General features: G+C 69.6%; 16 protein-coding genes. 11 read left to right on the top strand and 5 right to left on the bottom strand.

Features of this window, described 5'->3' with window-relative positions:
* Positions 1-16 precede the first annotated feature (16 nt).
* The gene (locus ACZK5D_RS14640) at positions 17-1,426 is read left to right on the top strand and encodes a sugar transferase (protein ID WP_463665802.1); all 1,410 of its coding nucleotides are present in this window, start codon (positions 17-19) and stop codon (positions 1,424-1,426) included.
* Positions 1,427-1,433: 7 nt separating this feature from the next.
* Here the strand turns inward: ACZK5D_RS14640 and rfbA are convergent, their stop codons facing one another.
* Entirely contained in the window at positions 1,434-2,300 is an 867-nt protein-coding gene (rfbA, locus tag ACZK5D_RS14645) for a glucose-1-phosphate thymidylyltransferase RfbA (protein ID WP_463665803.1), read from the bottom strand.
* Positions 2,301-2,400: 100 nt separating this feature from the next.
* On the opposite strand from rfbA, the gene rfbB reads away from it, so the two are divergent.
* From rfbB to ACZK5D_RS14675, 6 genes are read left to right on the top strand one after another with little or no spacing between them, the layout of a single operon-like run.
* Positions 2,401-3,399, top strand: a complete 999-nt coding sequence (gene rfbB / locus ACZK5D_RS14650; protein WP_463665804.1) for a dTDP-glucose 4,6-dehydratase — start codon at positions 2,401-2,403, stop codon at positions 3,397-3,399.
* Positions 3,399-4,778, top strand: a complete 1,380-nt coding sequence (locus ACZK5D_RS14655) for a sugar nucleotide-binding protein (protein WP_463665805.1) — start codon at positions 3,399-3,401, stop codon at positions 4,776-4,778. The genes rfbB and ACZK5D_RS14655 overlap by 1 nt, the downstream gene beginning before the upstream one ends.
* A complete protein-coding gene (locus tag ACZK5D_RS14660; RefSeq protein WP_463665806.1) occupies positions 4,775-5,668 on the top strand; it encodes a nucleotidyltransferase family protein in 894 nt (297 codons plus the stop codon). The genes ACZK5D_RS14655 and ACZK5D_RS14660 overlap by 4 nt, the downstream gene beginning before the upstream one ends.
* On the top strand, positions 5,665-5,928 hold the full coding sequence (locus ACZK5D_RS14665; protein ID WP_458995213.1) for a PqqD family protein: 264 nt from the start codon (positions 5,665-5,667) through the stop codon (positions 5,926-5,928). The genes ACZK5D_RS14660 and ACZK5D_RS14665 overlap by 4 nt, the downstream gene beginning before the upstream one ends.
* On the top strand, positions 5,921-6,658 hold the full coding sequence (locus tag ACZK5D_RS14670) for a hypothetical protein (protein WP_458995214.1): 738 nt from the start codon (positions 5,921-5,923) through the stop codon (positions 6,656-6,658). The genes ACZK5D_RS14665 and ACZK5D_RS14670 overlap by 8 nt, the downstream gene beginning before the upstream one ends.
* Complete coding sequence (locus ACZK5D_RS14675; protein ID WP_463665807.1) at positions 6,655-6,975, top strand: PqqD family protein; 321 nt, start codon at positions 6,655-6,657, stop codon at positions 6,973-6,975. The genes ACZK5D_RS14670 and ACZK5D_RS14675 overlap by 4 nt, the downstream gene beginning before the upstream one ends.
* Positions 6,976-6,986: 11 nt before the next feature.
* Here the strand turns inward: ACZK5D_RS14675 and ACZK5D_RS14680 are convergent, their stop codons facing one another.
* Together ACZK5D_RS14680 and ACZK5D_RS14685 are read right to left on the bottom strand one after the other, a co-directional pair.
* Positions 6,987-7,889 carry an HAD family hydrolase gene (locus ACZK5D_RS14680; protein ID WP_463665808.1) on the bottom strand — a complete coding sequence of 301 codons (903 nt, stop codon included), beginning with the start codon at positions 7,887-7,889 and terminating at the stop codon, positions 6,987-6,989.
* A 10-nt stretch (positions 7,890-7,899) separates the two neighbouring features.
* Positions 7,900-9,663, bottom strand: a complete 1,764-nt coding sequence (locus ACZK5D_RS14685; protein ID WP_463665809.1) for a glycoside hydrolase family 3 protein — start codon at positions 9,661-9,663, stop codon at positions 7,900-7,902.
* Positions 9,664-9,880: 217 nt separating this feature from the next.
* Here ACZK5D_RS14685 and gnd point away from each other — a divergent pair, with 217 nt between their 5' ends.
* Together gnd and ACZK5D_RS14695 are read left to right on the top strand one after the other, a co-directional pair.
* Entirely contained in the window at positions 9,881-11,335 is a 1,455-nt protein-coding gene (gnd, locus tag ACZK5D_RS14690; RefSeq protein WP_463665810.1) for an NADP-dependent phosphogluconate dehydrogenase, read from the top strand.
* Positions 11,336-11,412: 77 nt separating this feature from the next.
* Positions 11,413-12,720: a lactate racemase domain-containing protein gene (locus ACZK5D_RS14695; protein WP_463665811.1), complete on the top strand. Its 1,308-nt coding sequence runs from the start codon at positions 11,413-11,415 to the stop codon at positions 12,718-12,720.
* A gap of 91 nt (positions 12,721-12,811) precedes the next feature.
* Here ACZK5D_RS14695 and ACZK5D_RS14700 read toward each other — a convergent pair whose 3' ends face one another.
* A complete protein-coding gene (locus ACZK5D_RS14700) occupies positions 12,812-14,476 on the bottom strand; it encodes an MFS transporter (RefSeq protein ID WP_463665812.1) in 1,665 nt (554 codons plus the stop codon).
* 68 nt (positions 14,477-14,544) lie between these two features.
* On the opposite strand from ACZK5D_RS14700, the gene ACZK5D_RS14705 reads away from it, so the two are divergent.
* Positions 14,545-15,132 (top strand): TetR/AcrR family transcriptional regulator, encoded by a 588-nt coding sequence (locus ACZK5D_RS14705; RefSeq protein WP_458995221.1) that lies wholly within the window; start codon positions 14,545-14,547, stop codon positions 15,130-15,132.
* Positions 15,133-16,533: 1,401 nt separating this feature from the next.
* Here the strand turns inward: ACZK5D_RS14705 and ACZK5D_RS14710 are convergent.
* Entirely contained in the window at positions 16,534-17,985 is a 1,452-nt protein-coding gene (locus ACZK5D_RS14710) for an MFS transporter (RefSeq protein WP_458995223.1), read from the bottom strand.
* 286 nt (positions 17,986-18,271) lie between these two features.
* Here ACZK5D_RS14710 and uidA point away from each other — a divergent pair, with 286 nt between their 5' ends.
* Positions 18,272-20,050: a beta-glucuronidase gene (gene uidA, locus ACZK5D_RS14715; RefSeq protein ID WP_463665813.1), complete on the top strand. Its 1,779-nt coding sequence runs from the start codon at positions 18,272-18,274 to the stop codon at positions 20,048-20,050.
* Positions 20,051-20,054: the final 4 nt, after the last annotated feature.

Raw genomic sequence — 20,054 nt, forward strand, 5'->3', positions numbered from 1 at the left:
GGGGACCACTATGCGCGTGTCGTACCGTTTGGCGCTCGTCGCGCTCGACACTGCCCTCATCGTGATGGCGACGATCGCCGCGGTCGCCCTCCGCACCTGGGTCCCCTTCCTCCGCAGCATCAACGACGCAGACCAGCTCGTCCTGCCCGTCGCACCCCTCATCGTGATCGGCTGGCTGATCGCCTTGGCACTCGGAGGCGCCTACCGGCCCCGGCACTGGGGCTTCGGAGTCATCGAATACCGCCAGGTGTTCAACTCGTCGATGTTCTTCCTCCTCGCACTGGGCTTCTTCGCCTTCATCTTCAACTACCCACTCTCGCGCGGGTTCGTCGCCATCCTGGTGGCCATCGGCATCCCCACGCTGCTCCTCGGCCGGCTGACGGCCCGGAGGATCCTGCAGGCGCTGCGGCGCGGCGGGCGGTTCTGCCTCCCCACGCTCGTCGTCGGAGACCAGGGGGCGGTCGACGACGTGGTCGCGGTCCTTCACCGCGAGACCTGGCTCGGCTACACCCCGGTGGGCATCGTCGCCCCGCCTGAGGAGGAGGTGATCGAGGTTGGGCCCTACCCTCGAGACGTCGCGGAAGTCGGCTCACTCGACGACCTCATCAGCGTGATCGACCGGACCGGTGCCCGCGCGGTGATCTTCACCACAGGCTCCGTGCGCCGCGGCCGGGAGTTCAACGAGATGGCCCGCACCCTGGAAGGGCACCACGCGGAGATGGTGGTGGTGCCGGCCATGACGGACATCTCCAGCCAGCGCATCAACGTGACGCCCGTGGCCGGGCTGCCGCTCATGCACGTGAGCAAGCCGCAGGCCGAACGGTCCCTCCACTTCACGAAGCGCGCCTTCGACACGGTGGTCGGCCTCGCGCTGCTCATCCTGCTCGGGCCCCTCATGCTGGTCACCGCGCTGCTGATCAAGCTTGGCGACGGGGGCCCGGTGCTGTTCCACCAGAGCCGGATCGGCCGCGGGGGTGAGCCGTTCGAGCTGTACAAGTTCCGGTCGATGGTGCCGGACGCCGAGCGGATCCGGCTGGAGCAGCTGGAAGACGCCAACGAGTCCGACGGCGTGCTGTTCAAGATCCGCGAGGACCCACGCATCACCCGCATCGGCAGGTTCATCCGCCGCTACTCCATCGACGAACTGCCCCAGCTGTTCAACGTTCTCAAGGGCGAGATGAGCCTCATCGGCCCTCGGCCGGCCATGGAACGCGAGGTGGCAGCCTACGGCACCCACGTCCGCCGCCGTCTGGACGTGCGCCCCGGCATGACTGGCCTGTGGCAGGTCTCCGGCCGCTCGGACCTGGACTGGGACGACACCGTGAGGCTGGACCTCTACTACGTGGACAACTGGTCGATGCTGCAGGACCTCGTGATCCTCCTGCGCACCTTCCGCGCCGTGCTGAGTTCCCGCGGGGCCTACTGACCGCCTCTCAGCGGGGCAGGAGGCCGCGGAGGTAGGTGCCGTAGCCGGATTTGTCGTAGCGCTGTGCTCTTTCGGCGAGGTCGTCGTCGGTGAGAAAGCCGCGTCGCCATGCGGCTTCTTCGGGGCAGCCGACCTGGAGGCCTTGGCGGGCTTGGAGGGTGCGGACGAAGTTGCTGGCGTCGTTGAGGGAGTCGAAGGTGCCGGTGTCGAGCCAGGCGGTGCCGCGGGGGAGGAGGTCGACGTTGAGGCGGCCTTGGTCGAGGTAGGCGCGGTTGATGTCGGTGATCTCGTATTCGCCTCGTGGGGAGGGGGCGAGGTTGGTGGCGATGTCGACGACGTGGTGGTCGTAGAAGTAGAGGCCGGGCACGGCCCAGTGGGATTTGGGGTGGGTGGGTTTCTCCTCGATGGAGACCGCGAGGCCGGATGGGTCGACTTCGACGACGCCGTAGGCGGTGGGGTCGGCGACCTGGTAGCCGAAGATGAGGGCGCCGTCGATGGAGCGGGTGCGTTCGATGAGTCTGGTGCCGAGGCCGGGGCCTGAGAAGATGTTGTCGCCGAGGATGAGGCAGGAGGGTTCGCCTGCGACGAAGTCGGCGCCGATGGTGAACGCCTGGGCCAGGCCTTTGGGTTCGGGTTGGACGGCGAAGGTGAACTCAACCCCGAACTGTTCGCCGTCGCCGAGGAGGTGGTGGAACGCGTCGGCCTCGTGGGGGGTGGTGATGATCAGGACCTCGCGGATGCCGGCGAAGATCAGCGTGGCGAGCGGGTAGTAGATCATGGGTTTGTCGTAGACGGGCATCAGCTGCTTGCTGGTGCCGAGCGTGATCGGATGAAGCCTGGAGCCGGTCCCGCCGGCAAGAATGATCCCCCGCATGGCACCCACCTTGGCACACCGTCGGCCCGTGCGGGGACGCGGCGGGGATGCCTGCGGCGGAGGTGGGGCGGCCGGGTGGTTGACCGGTAGGCTCCCAGGGGTGAAGAGGATTCTGGTCACTGGGGGAGCCGGGTTCATCGGCAGCAATTTCGTGCACTGGTTGGTGGGCAACACGGATGTGTCGGTCACGGTGTTGGACGCGTTGACGTATGCGGGCAATGTGGCGAATTTGGCCGGGGTGGATCCGGCGCGGGTGCGGCTGGTGGAGGGGTCGGTGACTGATCCCGTGCTGGTGGGCGAGTTGGTGGCCGGGCATGACACGGTGGTGCATTTCGCGGCCGAGTCCCACAACGACAACTCCCTCGAGGGGCCTGGGGTCTTCGTGGAGACCAACATCATGGGCACGTTCCACGTCCTGCAGGCCGTGCGGCAGCATGACAAGCGGCTGCATCACATCTCCACCGATGAGGTGTACGGGGACCTGGAGCTCGACGACCCGGCCCGATTCACCCCGTCGACGGCGTACAACCCGTCGAGTCCGTATTCGGCGTCGAAGGCGGCCTCTGATCATCTGGTGCGGGCGTGGGTGCGGTCGTTCGGGGTGCGGGCCACGATCAGCAACTGCTCGAACAACTACGGGCCCAGGCAGCACATCGAGAAGTTCATCCCGCGTCAGATCACCAACGTGATCGACGGCATCCGCCCGAAGCTGTACGGGGCGGGGTTGAATGTGCGGGACTGGATCCACGTCGACGACCACAACGCGGCCGTGTGGCGGATCCTCGAAGATGGCCGGATCGGGGAGACGTACCTGATCGGCGCCGACGGGGAGATGAACAACCGGCAGGTGATCGAGCTGATCCTGGAGCTGATGGGACAACCGCGCGACGCCTTCGACCAGGTCGCGGACCGGGCCGGGCACGATCTGCGGTACGCCATCGACGCGTCGAAGCTGCGCGACGAGCTGGGCTGGGCGCCGCGCTACACCGACTTCCGGCAGGGCCTGCAGGCCACGATCGACTGGTACCGGGCCAACGAGGCGTGGTGGCGGCCGTTGAAGGCCGCCGTCGAGGCGAAGTACGCCGCGAAGGGCCAGTGATGGCACCGCTGACGGTGGAGCCCACGGCCATCCCCGGTCTGCTGATCCTCACCCTCCCCCTCCACGGGGACCCGCGGGGCTGGTTCAAGGAGAACTGGCAGCGGGCCACCATGACCGCGGCCGGGCTGCCGGACTTCGGCCCGGTGCAGCAGAACATGAGCTTCAACGCGAAGGCGGGGGTGACCCGCGGGATCCACGCCGAGCCGTGGGACAAGCTGGTCTCCGTGGCCACCGGCCGCGTGTTCGGCGCCTGGATGGACCTGCGTGAGGGGGACACCTTCGGCACGGTCGTGACCTGCGAGATCGGCCCCGACACCGCCGTGTTCACCCCCCGCGGCGTCGGCAACGCCTACCAGGCCCTCGAGGACGGCACCTGCTACTCCTACCTGGTCAACGAGCACTGGTCCGCCGACGCGAAAACCCAGTACACGTTTGCCAACCTCGACCACCCCGCCATCGCCTGGCCCCTCCGGCTGGCCACCGCCACCATCTCCGAGGCCGACCGCACCCACCCCCCGCTGCACCAGGTCAGCCCTATGCCCCGGCCCCGCCCGGTGGTCACCGGGGCCGACGGTCAACTCGGCCGCGCGCTGCGCCGGCTCCTCCCCGACGCCATCCACCTCGGCCACCACCAGCTCGACCTCACCGACCCCGACGCCGTGGCCGCCTACCCCTGGGACCAGGCCTCCGCGATCATCAACGCCGCCGCCTACACCGCCGTCGACACCGCCGAAACCCACGGCCGCGCCGCCTGCTGGAGCGTCAACGTCACCGGCACCGCCAACCTCGTCGCGGCCGCCCGCCGCCACCGCCTCCCCCTGGTCCACATCTCATCGGACTACGTCTTCGACGGCACCACAGAAACCCACCACGAGGACGAACCCGCCTCCCCGCTCAGCGCCTACGGCGCCTCCAAGGCCGCCGCCGACGCCCTCGTCGCCACCCTCCCCCACCACTGGATCCTGCGCACCAGCTGGGTCATCGGCGAGGGCCCCAACTTCGTGCGCACCATGGCCCGCCTCGCCGACACCGGCGCCTCCCCCGCCGTCGTCAACGACCAACACGGCCGCCTCACCTTCACCGACGACCTCGCCGCCGCCGCCCTCCACCTCCTCACCACCGCAGCCCCCGCCGGCACCTACAACCTCACCTCCGACGGGCCCACCACCACCTGGTACGACATCGCCACCACCGTCTTCCACGCCCGCCACGCCACCGGCAACGTCACCCCCACCGACACCCCCACCTTCACCGCCGGCAGGACCACCGCCCCACGCCCCCACCACTCCACCCTCGACCTCACCAAGATCAAAGCCACCGGCTACACCCCCGTCGACGGCGCCACCGGCCTCCGCCGCTACCTCGACTCCCTGCCATGAGCCTGGAGCCCTCCCTCGGTGTCCGCCTCCGCCTGACCCACGGCGTGCTGCAGCGCATAGCGGACAAGGCCGGCGCCGACGTCCTCCACATCAAGGGGCCGGCCGTGGCGCCGGAGCTCCTGGACAGGCGCACGGTCGCGGACCCCGCGGGTGACCGGACCGAGACCGTGGCCCGCAACAGCTCCGACGCGGACCTGCTCATCCGCCCGCAGCACGTCCGCCGGTTCCTCGACGAGGCCACCCGGCACGGCTGGATTCTCAAGACCAGCTTCTCCACCAGCTCGGCCTTCGGGCACGCCATGAACATCTTCCATCCCACCCTCGGCAACGCCGACGTCCACCGCCACTTCCCGGGCCTCGCGCCCGAGGCGTTCGACGAGCTGTGGCGGGACCGCTCCACCCTCCTTCTCGGGCATGTGCCCTGTCCCACGCCGTCGGTGCCGGCCCAGCGGCTGGTCCTCCTCCTGCACTCGGCCCGCAGCGGGCCGCACCATCCGGACACGGACCGCGCCTGGGGCCGCGCCACGGACGAGGAGCGCGCCGAGGTGCTGGCGCTCGCCCGGCACCTGGGCGCGGAGATCGGGGTGGCGGCGGCGGTGGGTGACCTGGAGGCCTTCCGCGGCCACCCCGACTACCTGCTCTGGAAGCACTTCCGCGACGGCAACACCAGCCGCCTGGACGAGTGGCGCGCCCGCTGGCGCTCCGCCACCACACTCGGCAGGAAGGCCGCCGTCGTCCAGGGGCTGCTGCTCTTCGACCGTTCTCTCCTGGAGGCCGAGCTGGGGCACGCCCCCAGCCGTCGCGAGGTGGCTCAGCGTACGCTGCTGCGATGGAGACGACTGCTCGGCGAACTCGCCGCCCGCCGGGACCCTAGGACGGGGGGACGATGAGGCACCGGCACCACCCGGACGTGGTCTGGGACAACGACGACGACCGCGTGATCGCCGCGGCACCCTCCGTCGGGCAGGTGGTCATCCTGGACGGCACGGCCGCCCTCATCTGGGACGTCCTCGACGGCGCCACCACCGAGGAGATCGTCCGCGACGTCAGCGAGGCGACGGGGGCGCCGACGGCCGAGATCGAGGCGGACGTCGCCGCGTACCTCAAGGATCTGGCGGCGAGGGCCCTGACGGTGAACTCCGATGACTGAGCCTGGATCCGTGGTGAGGCTGGCCGGCCTCGGCACCACCATCTCCGTGGACCTCGGCGAGTCGGGCCTCGACCTCGACGCCTTCCGCCACCTCTGGGCCCGTTGCCTCTCCCCCGACACCACCGCCCGCGCAGAGGTGACGGTCAGGAAGGGCTCGTCGCAGGAGTCCGCCACGCAGCAGATCACCCAGGCGTTCATCGCGGCCCGCGCGGGTGAGCTGCTCATGTTCCACGCCGGCTCCGTCGCCCACCGGGGCACCGGGCGCGCGCTGGTCTTCGTCGCCCCCGGCGGCACGGGCAAGTCCACGCTCACCCGTCGCCTCGGCAAGCGCTACGGCTACCTCTCCGACGAGACGGTGGGGATCAGCCCGGACACGCTGCGCATCCACCCCTACCCCAAGCCCATCACTCTCGCCCCGGATCACGGCCACCCGAAGCGCGAGAACTCCCCCGACGACCTGTCGCTGCTCCCCGCACCGGAGGTCCCGGTGCTCGCGGATCTCGTGGTGCTGCGGCGGACCCCGGACCGGGAGAGCGCCACGTTCACCCCGCTGCCCGTCCTCGACGCGCTCACCATGATCGCCCCGGAGACGTCGTCGCTGTCGAAGCTGCCCGAGCCGCTGCACCTCATGGCCGACGTGCACAGCCGGGCCGGGTGCACGCTCGTCGAGTACGGCGAGGGCCACCAGATCCTCCAGTGGTGCACCGACAGGTTGGAGGGACTCGCATGAGCATGGAACCGGAGATGATCCCGGAGACGTCAGCTCACGACCGGGGCATGATCCGCCGGGAACCCGTCACCGACCTCCTCGCCGTCGACGGCGAGTCGCTGGTACTCGTCGATGACAAGGTGCTCCGCCTGGGCCCGGTGGCCACCGTCGTCCTGCAGCTGCTGGAGGACGGACCGCGCAGCCAGGCCCAGCTGACCGAGGCCCTCGAACACGAGTTCGGAGCCCCTCCAGAGGGGGATCTCGCCGAGGCCGTCGAGGCACAGCTGAACGGGCTCGCCGCCGCGGGGTTGATCACCCGCGACGACGAGCCCGCCTGAAACTCAGACCCTCAGAGGGTCGTCCACGCCGGAAGCTCCGGCAGCAGCGCCTCGAACTCGGCCACCAGCGAGTCCATGTACTCCCCGCGGTAGGTGCCACCCAGGAACCTGGGCAGCGCCTCCTCGCGGAACCGGCGCCAGGACTCAGCCTCGCTGCCGGGCATGATCGGGTAGAACAGCACCCCCTCGGAGAAGGCGCTGTCGCGGTCTCCTGGGGCGTCGCCGATCAGCATGATGTGGTCGTCGTCGTACTTGCCCTTGGCGGCCCAGTGCACGTGCTGGGCCTTCGAGCCCATCTCCTGCCCGGCGACCACCTTCATGTACTTCGCGAGGTCGTGCTCGTGCCACTCACGCTCGAGTGCCTCCATCGGGGTGGCCGACACCGTCATGCAGTCCACGTCGTCCTGCATCGCCTCGATGGCCTCCCGCACGCCCGGGAAGGGGGCGCAGCCGTGCACCATCCAGGCGATCAGCTCGTTGACGCCCTTGCCCCACGCGATGCACTGGGCGATCTCGGCCGACGGGTGGGCCTCGGCGAACTCCGCGATCCCGCGGTCCGAGCGGGGGTAGCCCGAATCGAGGAACCTCTGCAGCTCGACGCCCTCGGGCACCTTCACGCCGCGCTCCAGCACCTCGGGCCGTTGCCTGAGCAGCTCGAACAGCCTGGCCAGCGCCACCCAGCGGTTCTGGCCGCGGGTGGTGGAGTGCAGGTTGACGAACAGGGCGGTCTCGCGCACCAGGGTGGACGCGGCCTGCAGGTCGAAGTACTTGATGTAGGAGGGCGTGAAGCACTCCTGGTGCTTGATGTCCATGGCGTCCATGGCGCAGCCGTCGGAGTCGATCCCGACGAAGAAACCCTTGGTGGGCTGGAAGTCGAGCAGGACCTGGGCCCGCTCCGGCATCTTCTCTGTCATGTGGGGGTCCTCAGATCCGGGAGTCGGGGAAGGGGAACATCTCGGTGGCGGAGGTGCCCTTGAACTCGCTCTTGCCCTCCATCTTGTCCAGCAGGACGTCGAGGTTGAAGTCGTGGTCGTCGAAGGCGTTGATGAACGTCTTGACCTGCGGCATGTCGGCCAGGAGGTTGGGCGACGCCGTCGACACCAGGATGGTGGGCAGCTCGTGGACGTACCACGGCATGTCGAGGGTGCCCTTGGTGCCGGGCCAGTAGGGGCGCTCGACGGCCTGGCCGAGGCCGTTGACGTTGGCCACGGAGAGCACGAGGTCGTAGTTGTCGGTGAGGTCCGAGATCGGCGACTTGCCCGCGTAGGCGTTCTGCAGGATCGCCCTGGTCTCGTCGGGGGACTTGCCCTTCACCTTGTCCAGCTGGGACTCGTAGCGGTCCGCGTCGTAGCCGCGCTCGCGCAGCTTGGCGACGATCTTGTCCGCCGGGTGCTCGCCGGCGCCGCCGGCCATCATCGCGAAGGGGCTGGGCGCGGCGCCGATCGGCACCACGAGGATCCGCTTGAACTTCTCCGTGGAGATGGGGAGGTTCTCGGGCTGCTTGTGCTTGACCAGCGTGATGGCGCGGTCGGCGACCTCCTTGGCCATCTCCTTGCTCTCCGGCAGGCCGATGCGGGCCATGGCCACCTCCTTCGGCGGGAGGAGCTCCTCGCGCTTGCGGGCGTGCAGGCCCAGCATCGCCTTGAGGCCGAGGATGCGGGTCAGGGCCTCGTGGAGGCGCTCGTCGGAGAGCTTGCCGGACTTCCAGCCCTCCATCATCCAGCCGAAGTCCTCGTCGGGATCGTTGAAGAACAGGAACAGGTCGCAGCCGGCCTCGATGGCGGTGGGGAGGATGTCGGAGCGCTTCATGGCGCCGGTGAGGCCCACCATGTGGCTCGCGTCGGTGACGACGACGCCGTTGAAGCCCAGCTTCTCGCGCAGGAGCTTGGTGTTGATCTCCTTCGACAGGGTGGCCGGCAGGATGTCCTCGTCGGTCATGTCGGGGTTGAAGTGCTTCTGGTAGGCGGGCAGCGCGATGTGGCCGGTCATCAGCGACGGGAGGCCGGCGTCGATGAGGCCCTTGTAGAGCTTGCCGAACGTGGCGTCCCACTCGTCGGTGGACAGGTAGTTGGGGGCGTGCGAGAGGTGCTGGTCGCGCTCGTCGATGCCGTCGCCGGGCCAGTGCTTGGCGGCCGGGGCGATGCCGGACTCCTGGATGCCCTTCATGTAAGCGAGGCTCATCTCCAGGACCATGTCGACGTCGCCGCCGAAGGCCCGCCGCGACACGATGGGGTTGCGCCAGTTGCGGTAGATGTCGACGATGGGCGCGAACGACCAGTTGCAGCCGATGGCCGCGGCCTCGACGCCGGAGATGCGGCCCATCTCGTAGGCGTACTTCGCGTCGCCGGTGTTGCCGATCTTGGCCTCCCACCCAACGTACGTGCCGTCGGTGGCGGCGCCGTTGCCGCCGGCCTCGGTGTTGGCGGCGATGAGCATCGGGATCTTGGACTTGGTCTGCAGGATGTGGTTCTGCTCCCACACCTCGGCGGCGGGGGCGGGGACGTAGCGGACGGCCCCGATGTGGTAGGTGTCGAGCACCCCGGTGAGGTACTCCTCGGTCCGCTGGGCTCCCATGTTGACGAAGAGCTGACCGATCTTCTCCTCGTCGGTCATCTCCTCAATGGTGCTGCGCACCCACTCGATTGCCTCGTCGTCGAGGTTGAAGGGCGTGGCCTTGAGGTCCACCATGATGATTGCTCCTTGCTACGTTGCTGGTGTCTTCACGCTACGTCCGGACCACCCCCGGGACCTCGTGGTTGCCGTTTGTTGCCACGCTCAGCCGAGCGTGCGGCCGCCTCCCGAGTTGCCACGCGGGCGCCCCCAGCCATGCAACAACTGGCAACACTTGTCGCGCGGCCCGCCCCGCGGGTCATCCTGAGGGGGCACACGACCCAAAGGAGCATCGATGGCACTCGCCACCCCGACCCCGTCCACCGCAGACATCGGCGTCACAGGAATGGGGGTCATGGGCTCGAACCTGGCCCGGAACCTCGCCCGCAACGGCCACAAGGTGGCCATCCACAACCGCAGCGCCGCCAAGACCGAGGCAGTCATGGACGCCCACGGCACCGAGGGCACCTTCATCCCCGCCGAGACCATGGACGACTTCGTGGCCTCCCTGAGCAGCCCCCGCGTCGCCATCATCATGGTGGCCGCCGGCCCCGCCACCGACGCCGTCATCGAGGAGCTCGCCTCCCGCATGGACAAGGGCGACATCATCGTCGACTGCGGCAACTCCCTGTTCTCCGACACCCGCCGCCGCGAGGCCGCCCTGCGCGAGCGCGGCCTGCACTTCGTCGGCGCCGGCGTCTCCGGCGGCGAGGAGGGCGCCCTGTGGGGCCCGTCGATCATGCCCGGCGGCTCCGTGGAGTCCTACACCCGCCTCGGCCCCATGTTCGAGTCGATCGCCGCCCAGGTGGACGGCCAGCCCTGCTGCGTCCACGTCGGCTCCGACGGCGCCGGACACTTCGTCAAGATGGTGCACAACGGCATCGAGTACGCCGACATGCAGGTGATCGGCGAGGCCTACGACCTGCTGCGCCGCGCGCTGGACCTCAGCCCCGCCGAGATCGCCGACATCTTCGCCGAGTGGAACACCGGCGACCTCGACTCCTACCTCATGGAGGTCAGCGTCGAGGTGCTCCGCCACAAGGACGCCACCACCGGCCAGGCGCTCGTCGACGTCATCGTCGACCGAGCCGGCCAGAAGGGCACCGGCTCCTGGACCGTCCAGACCGCCCTGGACCTGGGCGTCCCCGTGACCGGCATCGGCGAGGCCACCTTCGCGCGCGGCCTCTCGTCGTCGGTCGAGCAGCGGCTCGCCGCCCGCAACTTCGACGGCGGCGCCTCCGCCTGGGACGTGGCCGACCGCGACGCCTTCATCGAGGACGTCCGCCAGGCGCTGTACGCGTCGAAGCTGGTGGCCTACTCGCAGGGCTTCAACATGATCCAGGCCGCGGCGGCCACCTACGGCTGGGAGATCAACCTGGGCGAGCTGGCCCGCATCTGGCGCGGCGGCTGCATCATCCGCGCCCAGTTCCTGGGCGAGATCACCCGCGCCTACACCGCCAGCCCCGAGCTGCCCCTGCTGATCGGCGACGGCTACTTCTACGGCAAGATCGTGGCCACCCTCCCGGCCTGGCGCCGGGTGGTCAGCCAGTCCGCGCTGCACGGCGTGCCGGTGCCGGTGTTCTCGTCCTCGCTGTCCTACTACGACGGCGTCCGCGCGGACCGGCTCCCCGCCGCCCTCATCCAGGGCCAGCGCGACTTCTTCGGCGCGCACACCTACCGCCGGATCGACCTCGAGGGCACCTTCCACACCCTCTGGGCCACCGAGGGGCGCCCCGAGGTCGAGGCCTGAGCCTCACCTGCTCCACTCCCCCGGGTCCGGTTCTCCGGACCCGGGGGTTCGCACATCCACGAGAGTTAGGCTGAGCCATGACCAAGCTGTACCCGGGCGTCGCCCCGGCCGCCACCGTCGGCGGCGCGCAGAGCACCCTGACCGACGATGAGATCCGGCGCTTCGTCGCCGACGCCATCGGCGCCTACGACTTCGACGGCAAACGCGTCACGCTGGTGGTGCCGGACGGCACCCGCCACGCGCCCATCGCGATGCTGTCCCATCTCATCCGCGACGCGCTGGGGTCGCGGCCGAAGGACGTCCGGGTGGTGATCGCGCTCGGCACCCACGACTACATGTCGGAGACCGCCATCGCGGCCCTCATGGGCTACGAGCCCGGCCACTTCGCCGACGAGTTCCCCGGGTGGGAGATCTTCAACCACGACTGGCGCAACGACGACAGCTTCGCCGACCTCGGCACCATCGAGGCCTCCCGCATCGGCGAGCTCACAGACGGCCGGCTCACCGACCGCGCGATGACCGTGCTGGTCAACAGAATGGTGGTCGACACCGACATCTCTCTGGTGCTCGGGCCGGTCCTCCCGCACGAGGTGGTGGGCATCTCGGGCGGCAACAAGTACTTCTTCCCGGGGCTCTCCGGCCACGACGTCATCGACATGTCCCACTGGGTGGGCGCGCTGATCACCAGCTACGAGATGATCGGCAGCGTCGGGATCACCCCGGTGCGGCAGATGATCGACGCGGCGGCCGAGCTCATCCCGTCGACGAAGCTGCTGCTCGGCATGATCGTCAAGCCCGGCTCCGACGACCTCCAGTTCCTGGCGTTCGGCGACACCCGCTCCTCGTGGGAGGCGTGCGCGGAGGTATCGGCCCAGGTGCACGTCAAGTACGTGCCGAAGGCGTACAAGCGGGTGGTCTCGATCATCCCGACGATGTACGAGGACATGTGGACCGGCGCGAAGGGCTTCTACAAGATGGAGCCGGTGGTCGCCGACGGCGGGGAGCTGATCATCTACGCCCCCCACATCACGCAGGTCTCCGTCATGCATCCCGGGATCGAGGAGATCGGGTACCACAACCGGCAGTACTTCGTCGGCCAGTGGGACCGGTTCAAGGGCCACCCCTGGGGCGAGCTGGCCCACTCGACGCACCTCCGGGGGCTGGGCGACTACGACCCGGCCACCGGAGTCGAGACCAACCGGGTGACTGTCACTCTCGCCACGGGGATCCCGCGGGAGGTGGTCGAGGGGATCAACCTGAACTACCTCGACCCGGCGGATGTGGACCTCGACGCATTCGAGGCGGACCCGGACACGCTCGTCGTCCCGAAGGCCGGCGAGCTGCTCCACCGCACCGAGGCGCAGCGCAACCGCCTGCCCGCCTGACCTCACCGTCGTGGCGGCTCACGGGCGGAGGGTGAGCGCCTCGGCGGAGCGCCGGCGCGCCGCGCCGGCCCCGCGGAGTGCGCTCTGTCGGTCAGCCCTTGCGACGCCCTCCCCGTCGGCTCGGCGCCTCGCCGCCGGGCTCGCCGCCCGGTGCCGGTGCCTGCGGAGGGGTCGCGGGGACGTTGGGCAGCGCCCAGGTGGCGGCCAGACCGAGACCGATGATGGCCGCCGCCACCCCCGTGGTGATCCTGCTCGCCGTGATCATGGCCGCGGAGGCCGCGTCGCCGGCGGCGGCGGTGGCCGGATCGGCCTTGAGCGACGGGATGACGGCACCGGCGGAGTTGGTGACCACCTCGACGATCGGCGTCGAGGCCGCATCCGGCAGGCCGGCCTCCTCCAGGTTGTTGGCCGTCGACGTGCCCAGAGAAGCCAGCAGAAGGCTGCCGAGCAGCGCCACGCCGAGAGCCGAGCCCAGCTGGCGGAACGTGCTCTGCAGGCCGGAGGCCTGACCCGATTCCGCGACGGGGATCTCGGCCAGGATGACGCTGGTCAACTGGGCCGTGGCCATGCCCACGCCCATGCCGTAGAGGAACAGCCACGTGGCGATCAGCCAGCCGCTGATGTCGGCCGACAGCGTGAGCGCCAGCCCTGCCACCGCGAACGCCTCGACCCCCAAGCCGATCCGCACGACGGCACGGCCTCCGAGGCGCGCGGTCAGCTGCGGTGTGGCGCCGGAGATGAGGAAGGTGCCCACCGCGAGCGCCATGATCAGCCACCCGGTCCCCAGCGCGGTGTAGCCGAGCGAGTTCTGCAGCAGAAGGGGCAACGTGAAGAGCAGCCCGAACTCGCCGAGCGCCACCACGAGGGCGGCGATCGACCCGTACCGGAACGACCGCACGCTGAGCAGGCGGAGGTCCACCAGGACCACCTTGCCGCTGCGCGCCCGCGCCTGCTGAAGCAGCACGAAGACCACCATGAGGGCCAGCCCGAGGGCCATCACGATCGGCACCGGAGAGATCTGGCCAGAGTCCTGGCGCCACCAGCCGTAGGTCTGCCCCTCGATGAGGGCGAACACGATGCCGCCCATGCCCAGGGCCGACAGCACGGCCCCGCCCACGTCGAGTCCGCGGGGGCCCGAGGTGTCACGGGACTCGGGCACCCACAGGATGATCGCCAGCAGGACCACCAGGCCGACGGGCAGGTTGAGCCAGAAGGCCCACCGCCACGTCCAGTTCGTGGCGAGCCACCCCCCGAGCAGCGGGCCGACGGCGGCCATGCCACCGATCGTCGAGCCCCAGACCGCGAAGGCGATCGCACGCGCGCGCCCACGGAACATCGCGTTGAGGGTCGAGAGCGTCGCGGGCAGGATGGCCGCCGCGCCGATCCCCTGGAGGACGCGGGCCGCGATGAGGACGTTGCCGTCGCTCGCGAAGCCGGCGCCGAGGCTGCCCAGCATGAAGATCACCATGCCGATCCCGAAGAGCTTGCGCCGGCCGTAGAGGTCGCCCACCCGCCCGACCGTCAACAGGAGCGCGGCCAGCATCAAGGAGTAGACGGCGTTCATCCACTCCGCCTGGGTTGAGGTCAGCTGGAGGTCCTCGATCACCACGGGAAGCGCGACGTTGACCACCGTCGCGTCCATGATGATCACGGAGACGCCCAGCGCCACTGCGGCCAGCGCCAGCCACCGATGCGGATGAGGGTGCGGCTCCGCCGACGGGTCCGTGTCCTCTGAGGTAAACTTACCGACAGTCATGTCGGCATCATACCGACACCATCGTCGAGAACAAACCCCCGTCCCGACGGGCACGAAGGAAGGTTGAGATGCCCAGGATCGACGCTCCCACCGTCGCCGAACACCACAGCCGCAAACGCGCCACGCTCCTGGCCGCCGGCGCTGAGCTCCTCGCCGAGCAGGGCGTCGACGGCGTGACCCTGGGCGCGGTGGGAGCCGCGGCCGGCCTTGCGCGCTCCAGCGTGTACCAGTACTTCGACTCGGCCCCGGCGCTCCTGGCCGCCGTGGTCAACGACCTCGCGGCTTCTGCCGCCGAACATCTCGCGCGGACCCGCGACGCGGCGCCCACGCCGACGGCACGGATCGAGGAGTTCGTCCGCTCGGCGCTCGACACCTCCATGGAGGCCACGCACCGGTCGCTCGCGGCGCTCGACCCCGCATCGCTGCCGGCCGAGTGCCGGGCGCACGTCGCGGCGCTGCACCAGCGGCAGTTCGAACCGCTGCGGCAGGACCTCGCCGAACTCGGAGACGAGCGTCCCGAACTCACCGCGCAACTGATCGGTGGCGTGCTCAGCGCCGCCTACCGGGCGCTGGCGGACGGCGCGCCCAAGGACACCGTCGTGGCGCACACCCTCGCGTTCATCGGCCATGGCGTCGGGACTGCCGCCCCAGACTGACGGATGGGTGGGTGCACGACACGCCGTCGGGATCGGTGTTCGGGTACACATAGAGCACCGAGGGCCGATTCACACGGCGTGTCGTGCCACGGGCTCCGGGCCGACGACGGCGGGGACGCCTGCCCCGGGGCGGGAGTCCGGCGGGTGGGGTGTGCACGACACGCCGTCGGGATCGGTGGTCGGGTGCGTATAGGGCACCGAGGTGCGATTCGCGCGGCGTGTCGTGCCACCGGTAGGGGGCCACGGTGTCGACGGCGGGACGTGAGGTGTCAGCGAGGGCGGGGGACGGCAGGGCGGCTGGGCGCAGGGATGCCCAGCCCGAGGGGCACCCAGAAGAACCCGCCTGAAGCAGGCTCGAGCCCGGGCCGCCCTGCCGGCACCCGCCCGGACCCGACCACGCCACAGGCACACCAGTGACGGGAGACGTGGGACGAGGCCCGGGCGGCCTCAACTACCCGACCCGCGACCAACACGCGGCCAACAAGCAGACGGCGGACAAGGGCCGCACGGGCCTCGTGTCAGGGCTCCCGGCACCGACGGCGTGACCCGGACCCAGCGGGGTCGACGAGCGAACCGGCAACCCTTGAGGTCGCAGCAGTCCCAGCACCGTGCGCGAGATGGTTTCGACACGCGCTGAGCCGCAGGCGGCTCGGCGCGGCTCAACCAGCGGAAGGGGCGGCTCGGCGCGGCTCAACCTGCGTCGGAAGGGGCAGGCCTGCCGGAGCCTGACAGCGAGGGTGGGGGACGGCAGGGCGGCTGGGCGCAGGGATGCCCAGCCCGAGGGACACCCAGAAGAACCCGCCTGAAGCAGACCCGAGCCAGGGCCGCCCTGACGGCACCCGCACGGAATGGACCACGCCACAGGCAGACCAGTGCAGGGAGACGTGAGACGAGGCCCGGGCGGCCTCAACTACCCGACCAAAGCCAAGCACACGGCCGACAAGCAGACGGCGAACAAGGGCCGCACGGGCCTCGTGTCAGGGCTCCCGGCACCTGGCGGCGTGACGCAGTGTCGTTGTCCATAGTGAGCCAACGGGGGTTTCGACACGCGCTGAGCCGCAGGCGGCTCGGCGCGGCTCAACCAGCGGAGAAAAGGCCCGGCTCAACCCAAGTCGACACGCGCGGAGCCGCAGGCGGCTCGGCGCGGCTCAACCAGCTCGGGAAAGGGTACGGCCCAACCAGCGTCGGAGAGGGTCAGCCGAGCACGAAACGCCGCGCGAATCGCACCTCGGTGCTCTATACGTACGCGACCCCCGATCGCGACGGCGTGTCGTGCACGCGCCTCATCGTCGAGCAGGGCGAGGGGTGGGGCCGGGCCGGGCGGTGGGAACAGACGAACGGCCCCCGCCTGAGCGGGGGCCGTTCGTGAGTGGGACGTCGGTCCCGGTTCGTCGTCGAGGATCAGACGGTGGCGGCAGCCTCCGCCTCGGCGCGGCGACGCTTGAGCTCGGCGATGTTGGACTCCACTGCCTTCTTGCCCAGCGGGTAGACCAGCCAGAGCGCCAGGGCGCAGGCCAGGTACATGAAGCCCGGCAGCAGGGTGGACAGCATCCAGATGCCCTGGATGGTCTCCTCGCTCTGGGTGACCGACTCGCCGGCGGTGGCCGTCTGGTAGCCGATCCAGCCGAGGGCCATGGAGCCGAGGCCGCCGGCCAGCGCCTGGCCGAACTTGCGGGACCAGGAGTACACGGCGTAGACGACGCCGTCGTTGCGGGCACCGGTCTTGACTTCCTGCTGGTCGATCACGTCGGTGATGAAGGCCCACACGAGGACGTTGAAGAGGCCGAGGCCGATGACCGCGAAGCCGAAGACCACGAGGAAGGCGAACGGCGAGTTGCGGAGGTCCACGAAGTAGAGCGCGATGTGGAGGAGGCCACAGAGCAGGACGCCGATGACGCCGATCTCCTTCTTGCCGAAGCGGCGGGCCAGCGCCGGGGCGAAGGCGGCGAGGGCGAGGGCGGGAAGGAAGGACAGGATCTGGCCGATGGAGGCGAGCTCGCCGCGCTCGAAGTACTCGAGCCACAGGAAGGAGCTGACGGAGCCGGCGAACAGGGAGGCGAACAGCAGCATGATGGCCGCGAGGATGAGGCCGCCGAGGGCGCGGTTGGTGAACAGGCCCTTGACGAGTGCGCCGGCGCCGCCACCCTCACCCTTGGCCTTGGTCTCGACGACGACGCGCTCCTGCACGTTGACGTAGCAGAGCAGGTAGCAGACCACGGCGAGGATGCCGAACACGACGGCGATGATCGGGAAGCGGCCGGTGAGGATGTCCTTGCCCTGGAAGGCGATGAGCGGGACGGTCAGCGAGATGACGATGCCGGCCAGCGATGCGCCCATCGAGCGGAACACCGACAGCTGCGAGCGGTCGTCGGCCTCGGGCGAGATGGCCGATGCCATCGAGCCGTAGGGGATGTTGATCATGGTGTAGAAGACAGATCCCCAGAGGAAGTAGGTGACCCACATCCAGGCGATCTTGGCGCCCATCTGCGCCTCGCCGACCGGCAGGAACCAGTACATGGCGAAGATGGCCACCATGGCCAGCGCCACAGGGATGGCGCCGCGGAGGATCCAGGGGCGGAACCGGCCGGCGGCGGTGGGCTTCGAGCGGTCGACGATGACGCCCATGCCGACGTCGGTGAAGGCGTCTACGAAGCGGGCCACGAGGAACACCAGGCCGACGGCGACCGGGTCGATGCCCATGCCCTTGATGTAGAAGGCGCCGAGGAAGAAGGCGGACATCATGAAGGTGAAGTCGTTGCCGAAGTCACCGAACATGTAGCCGACCTTGTCGCGCCAGCCGAACGGGCGGACGTCTGTTGCCTTCCTGCTGGAGGGTGCGGCGATGGTTGACATGTAAGTCTCCTTTGACTAGCGGCTTCGACGCCGCCTTGCGGGGTGTGAGGTCAGGTCCCTCGGTGGTGTCGATCCGCCTGGGCTGTGACTCAACTGTCGCACCGGCCGATCCGGGTGGCCATAAGTTGCCATCTCTTGCCACCACGTCCACCCCGGGATGGTGCTGCCGCGCAACAGCGCCCGATCCCACGGCAACTTGTGGCAACCCAGGATCTGGCCAGTCGGCAACATGGTGCAATGAATCCCACAGCCCGCCCGTACGCACCGCCTCGCAAAGGAGCAAGACATGCTGGGAGCACGCCCCTCCGTCAGCCGATCCATCACGACCCTCGACGGCGTGTGGGACTTCCGTGCCGACACCGAGCACGAGGGCCGCGACGACCGCTGGTACGCCCGCCGACTGACGGACTCCCGCCCCATGCCGGTGCCGGCCTCCTTCAACGACATCACCACGGACACCGCCCTCCACGACCACGTGGGCGTCGTCTGGTACCAGCGCTCCGTCACCGTGCCGCGCGTCGTCGACGGCGAGCGCCTGTTCGTGCGCTTCGGCGCCGCCACGCACCAGGCAACCGTCTGGGTGGACGACACCGAGGTGGTCAGCCACGTGGGCGGCTACCTGCCCTTCGAGGCGGACATCACCGACCTCGTCGAGGGCTCCTTCCGCCTCACCGTCGCCGTCGACAACCGCCTGTCGTGGCAGTCCATCCCGCCGGGCTTCGTGAAGACCGACGAGCTGGGCCGCGAGAAGCAGTACTACTTCCACGACTTCTACAACTACGCGGGCCTGCACCGCTCCGTGATCCTCTACACCCGCCCGGCGGTCGCGGTCACCGACGTGACCATCGTCACCGACATCGCGGGCACCGACGGCGTGGTGGCCTACGACGTGGTGGCCGACGGCGCGAGCAGCGTCCGGGTCCGCGTCCTCGACGCGACCGGCGCCGAGGTGGCCTCCGCCGACGGCGCCAGCGGCGAGATCACCGTCGCCGACGCGGAGCTGTGGGCGCCCGGGCGCGGCTACCTCTACACGTTGGAGGTCCACGCCGACGACGACGTCTACCCCCAGCCGTTCGGCATCCGCACCGTCGAGGTCAGGGACTCCCAGTTCCTCATCAACGGCGAGCCGTTCTACTTCCGCGGCTATGGCCGCCACGAGGACAACCTGGCCCGCGGGAAGGGCCACGACAACGCGCTCATGGTCCACGACTTCGAGCTGATGACCTGGCAGGGCGCCAACTCGTTCCGCACCTCCCACTACCCGTACGCGGAGGAGGTCATGGACTACGCGGACCGCCAGGGCTTCGTCGTGATCGACGAGACCGCGGCCGTCGGCCTCAACGCGGGCATCACCGGCGGCATCTTCGGCGACGACAACCCGCGATCCACCTTCAGCCCCGACACGGTCAACGACGAGACCCAGCGCGTGCACGCCGCCCACATCCGCGAGCTGATCGCCCGCGACAGGAACCACCCGAGCGTGGTGCTGTGGTCCATCGCCAACGAGCCCGAGACCTTCACCGACGCCGGCCGCGCCTACTTCGAGCCCCTGGTCAAGACGGCCCGCGAGGCCGACCCCACCCGCCCCGTCGGCTACGTCAACGTGCAGCTGTCCACCCCCGACAAGGAGAAGGTGGCCGACCTCTACGACGTGGTCATGCTCAACCGCTACTACGGCTGGTACTGGGACAACGGCGACGTGGAGCTGGCCGAGGCCCACCTGCGCAGGGAGATCGACGCCTGGATCCAGCTGGCGCCCGGCAAGCCCATCATCTTCACCGAGTACGGCCCCGACACGCTCAACGGCCTCCGCGACTTCCACTCCCGCCCCTGGTCGGAGGAGTTCCAGGCGCAGCTGCTCGGCATGTACCACCGCGTCTTCGACGACTACGCGGAGGTGGCCGGCGAGCAGATGTGGAACTTCGCCGACTTCCAGACCACCCCGGGCATCATGCGCGTGGGCGGCAACAAGAAGGGCATGTTCACCCGCGACCGGCTACCCAAGGCCGCGGCCTACGGCGTCCGCGACCGCTGGCTGCGCCTGCGCGACGAGCAGGGTCGCTGACGGA

The organism is Tessaracoccus yangjingae (assembly GCF_055326235.1).

Excerpts from the sequence above, each read along its gene's own strand:
- rfbA (WP_463665803.1), bottom strand. The coding sequence starts at position 2,300 with ATGCGGGGGATCATTCTTGCCGGCGGGACCGGCTCCAGGCTTCATCCG.
- ACZK5D_RS14655 (WP_463665805.1), top strand. The coding sequence starts at position 3,399 with ATGGCACCGCTGACGGTGGAGCCCACGGCCATCCCCGGTCTGCTGATC.
- ACZK5D_RS14660 (WP_463665806.1), top strand. The coding sequence starts at position 4,775 with ATGAGCCTGGAGCCCTCCCTCGGTGTCCGCCTCCGCCTGACCCACGGC.
- ACZK5D_RS14665 (WP_458995213.1), top strand. The coding sequence starts at position 5,665 with ATGAGGCACCGGCACCACCCGGACGTGGTCTGGGACAACGACGACGAC.
- ACZK5D_RS14670 (WP_458995214.1), top strand. The coding sequence starts at position 5,921 with ATGACTGAGCCTGGATCCGTGGTGAGGCTGGCCGGCCTCGGCACCACC.
- ACZK5D_RS14675 (WP_463665807.1), top strand. The coding sequence starts at position 6,655 with ATGAGCATGGAACCGGAGATGATCCCGGAGACGTCAGCTCACGACCGG.
- ACZK5D_RS14680 (WP_463665808.1), bottom strand. The coding sequence starts at position 7,889 with ATGACAGAGAAGATGCCGGAGCGGGCCCAGGTCCTGCTCGACTTCCAG.
- ACZK5D_RS14685 (WP_463665809.1), bottom strand. The coding sequence starts at position 9,663 with ATGGTGGACCTCAAGGCCACGCCCTTCAACCTCGACGACGAGGCAATC.
- gnd (WP_463665810.1), top strand. The coding sequence starts at position 9,881 with ATGGCACTCGCCACCCCGACCCCGTCCACCGCAGACATCGGCGTCACA.
- ACZK5D_RS14695 (WP_463665811.1), top strand. The coding sequence starts at position 11,413 with ATGACCAAGCTGTACCCGGGCGTCGCCCCGGCCGCCACCGTCGGCGGC.
- ACZK5D_RS14700 (WP_463665812.1), bottom strand. The coding sequence starts at position 14,476 with ATGACTGTCGGTAAGTTTACCTCAGAGGACACGGACCCGTCGGCGGAG.
- ACZK5D_RS14705 (WP_458995221.1), top strand. The coding sequence starts at position 14,545 with ATGCCCAGGATCGACGCTCCCACCGTCGCCGAACACCACAGCCGCAAA.
- ACZK5D_RS14710 (WP_458995223.1), bottom strand. The coding sequence starts at position 17,985 with ATGTCAACCATCGCCGCACCCTCCAGCAGGAAGGCAACAGACGTCCGC.
- uidA (WP_463665813.1), top strand. The coding sequence starts at position 18,272 with ATGCTGGGAGCACGCCCCTCCGTCAGCCGATCCATCACGACCCTCGAC.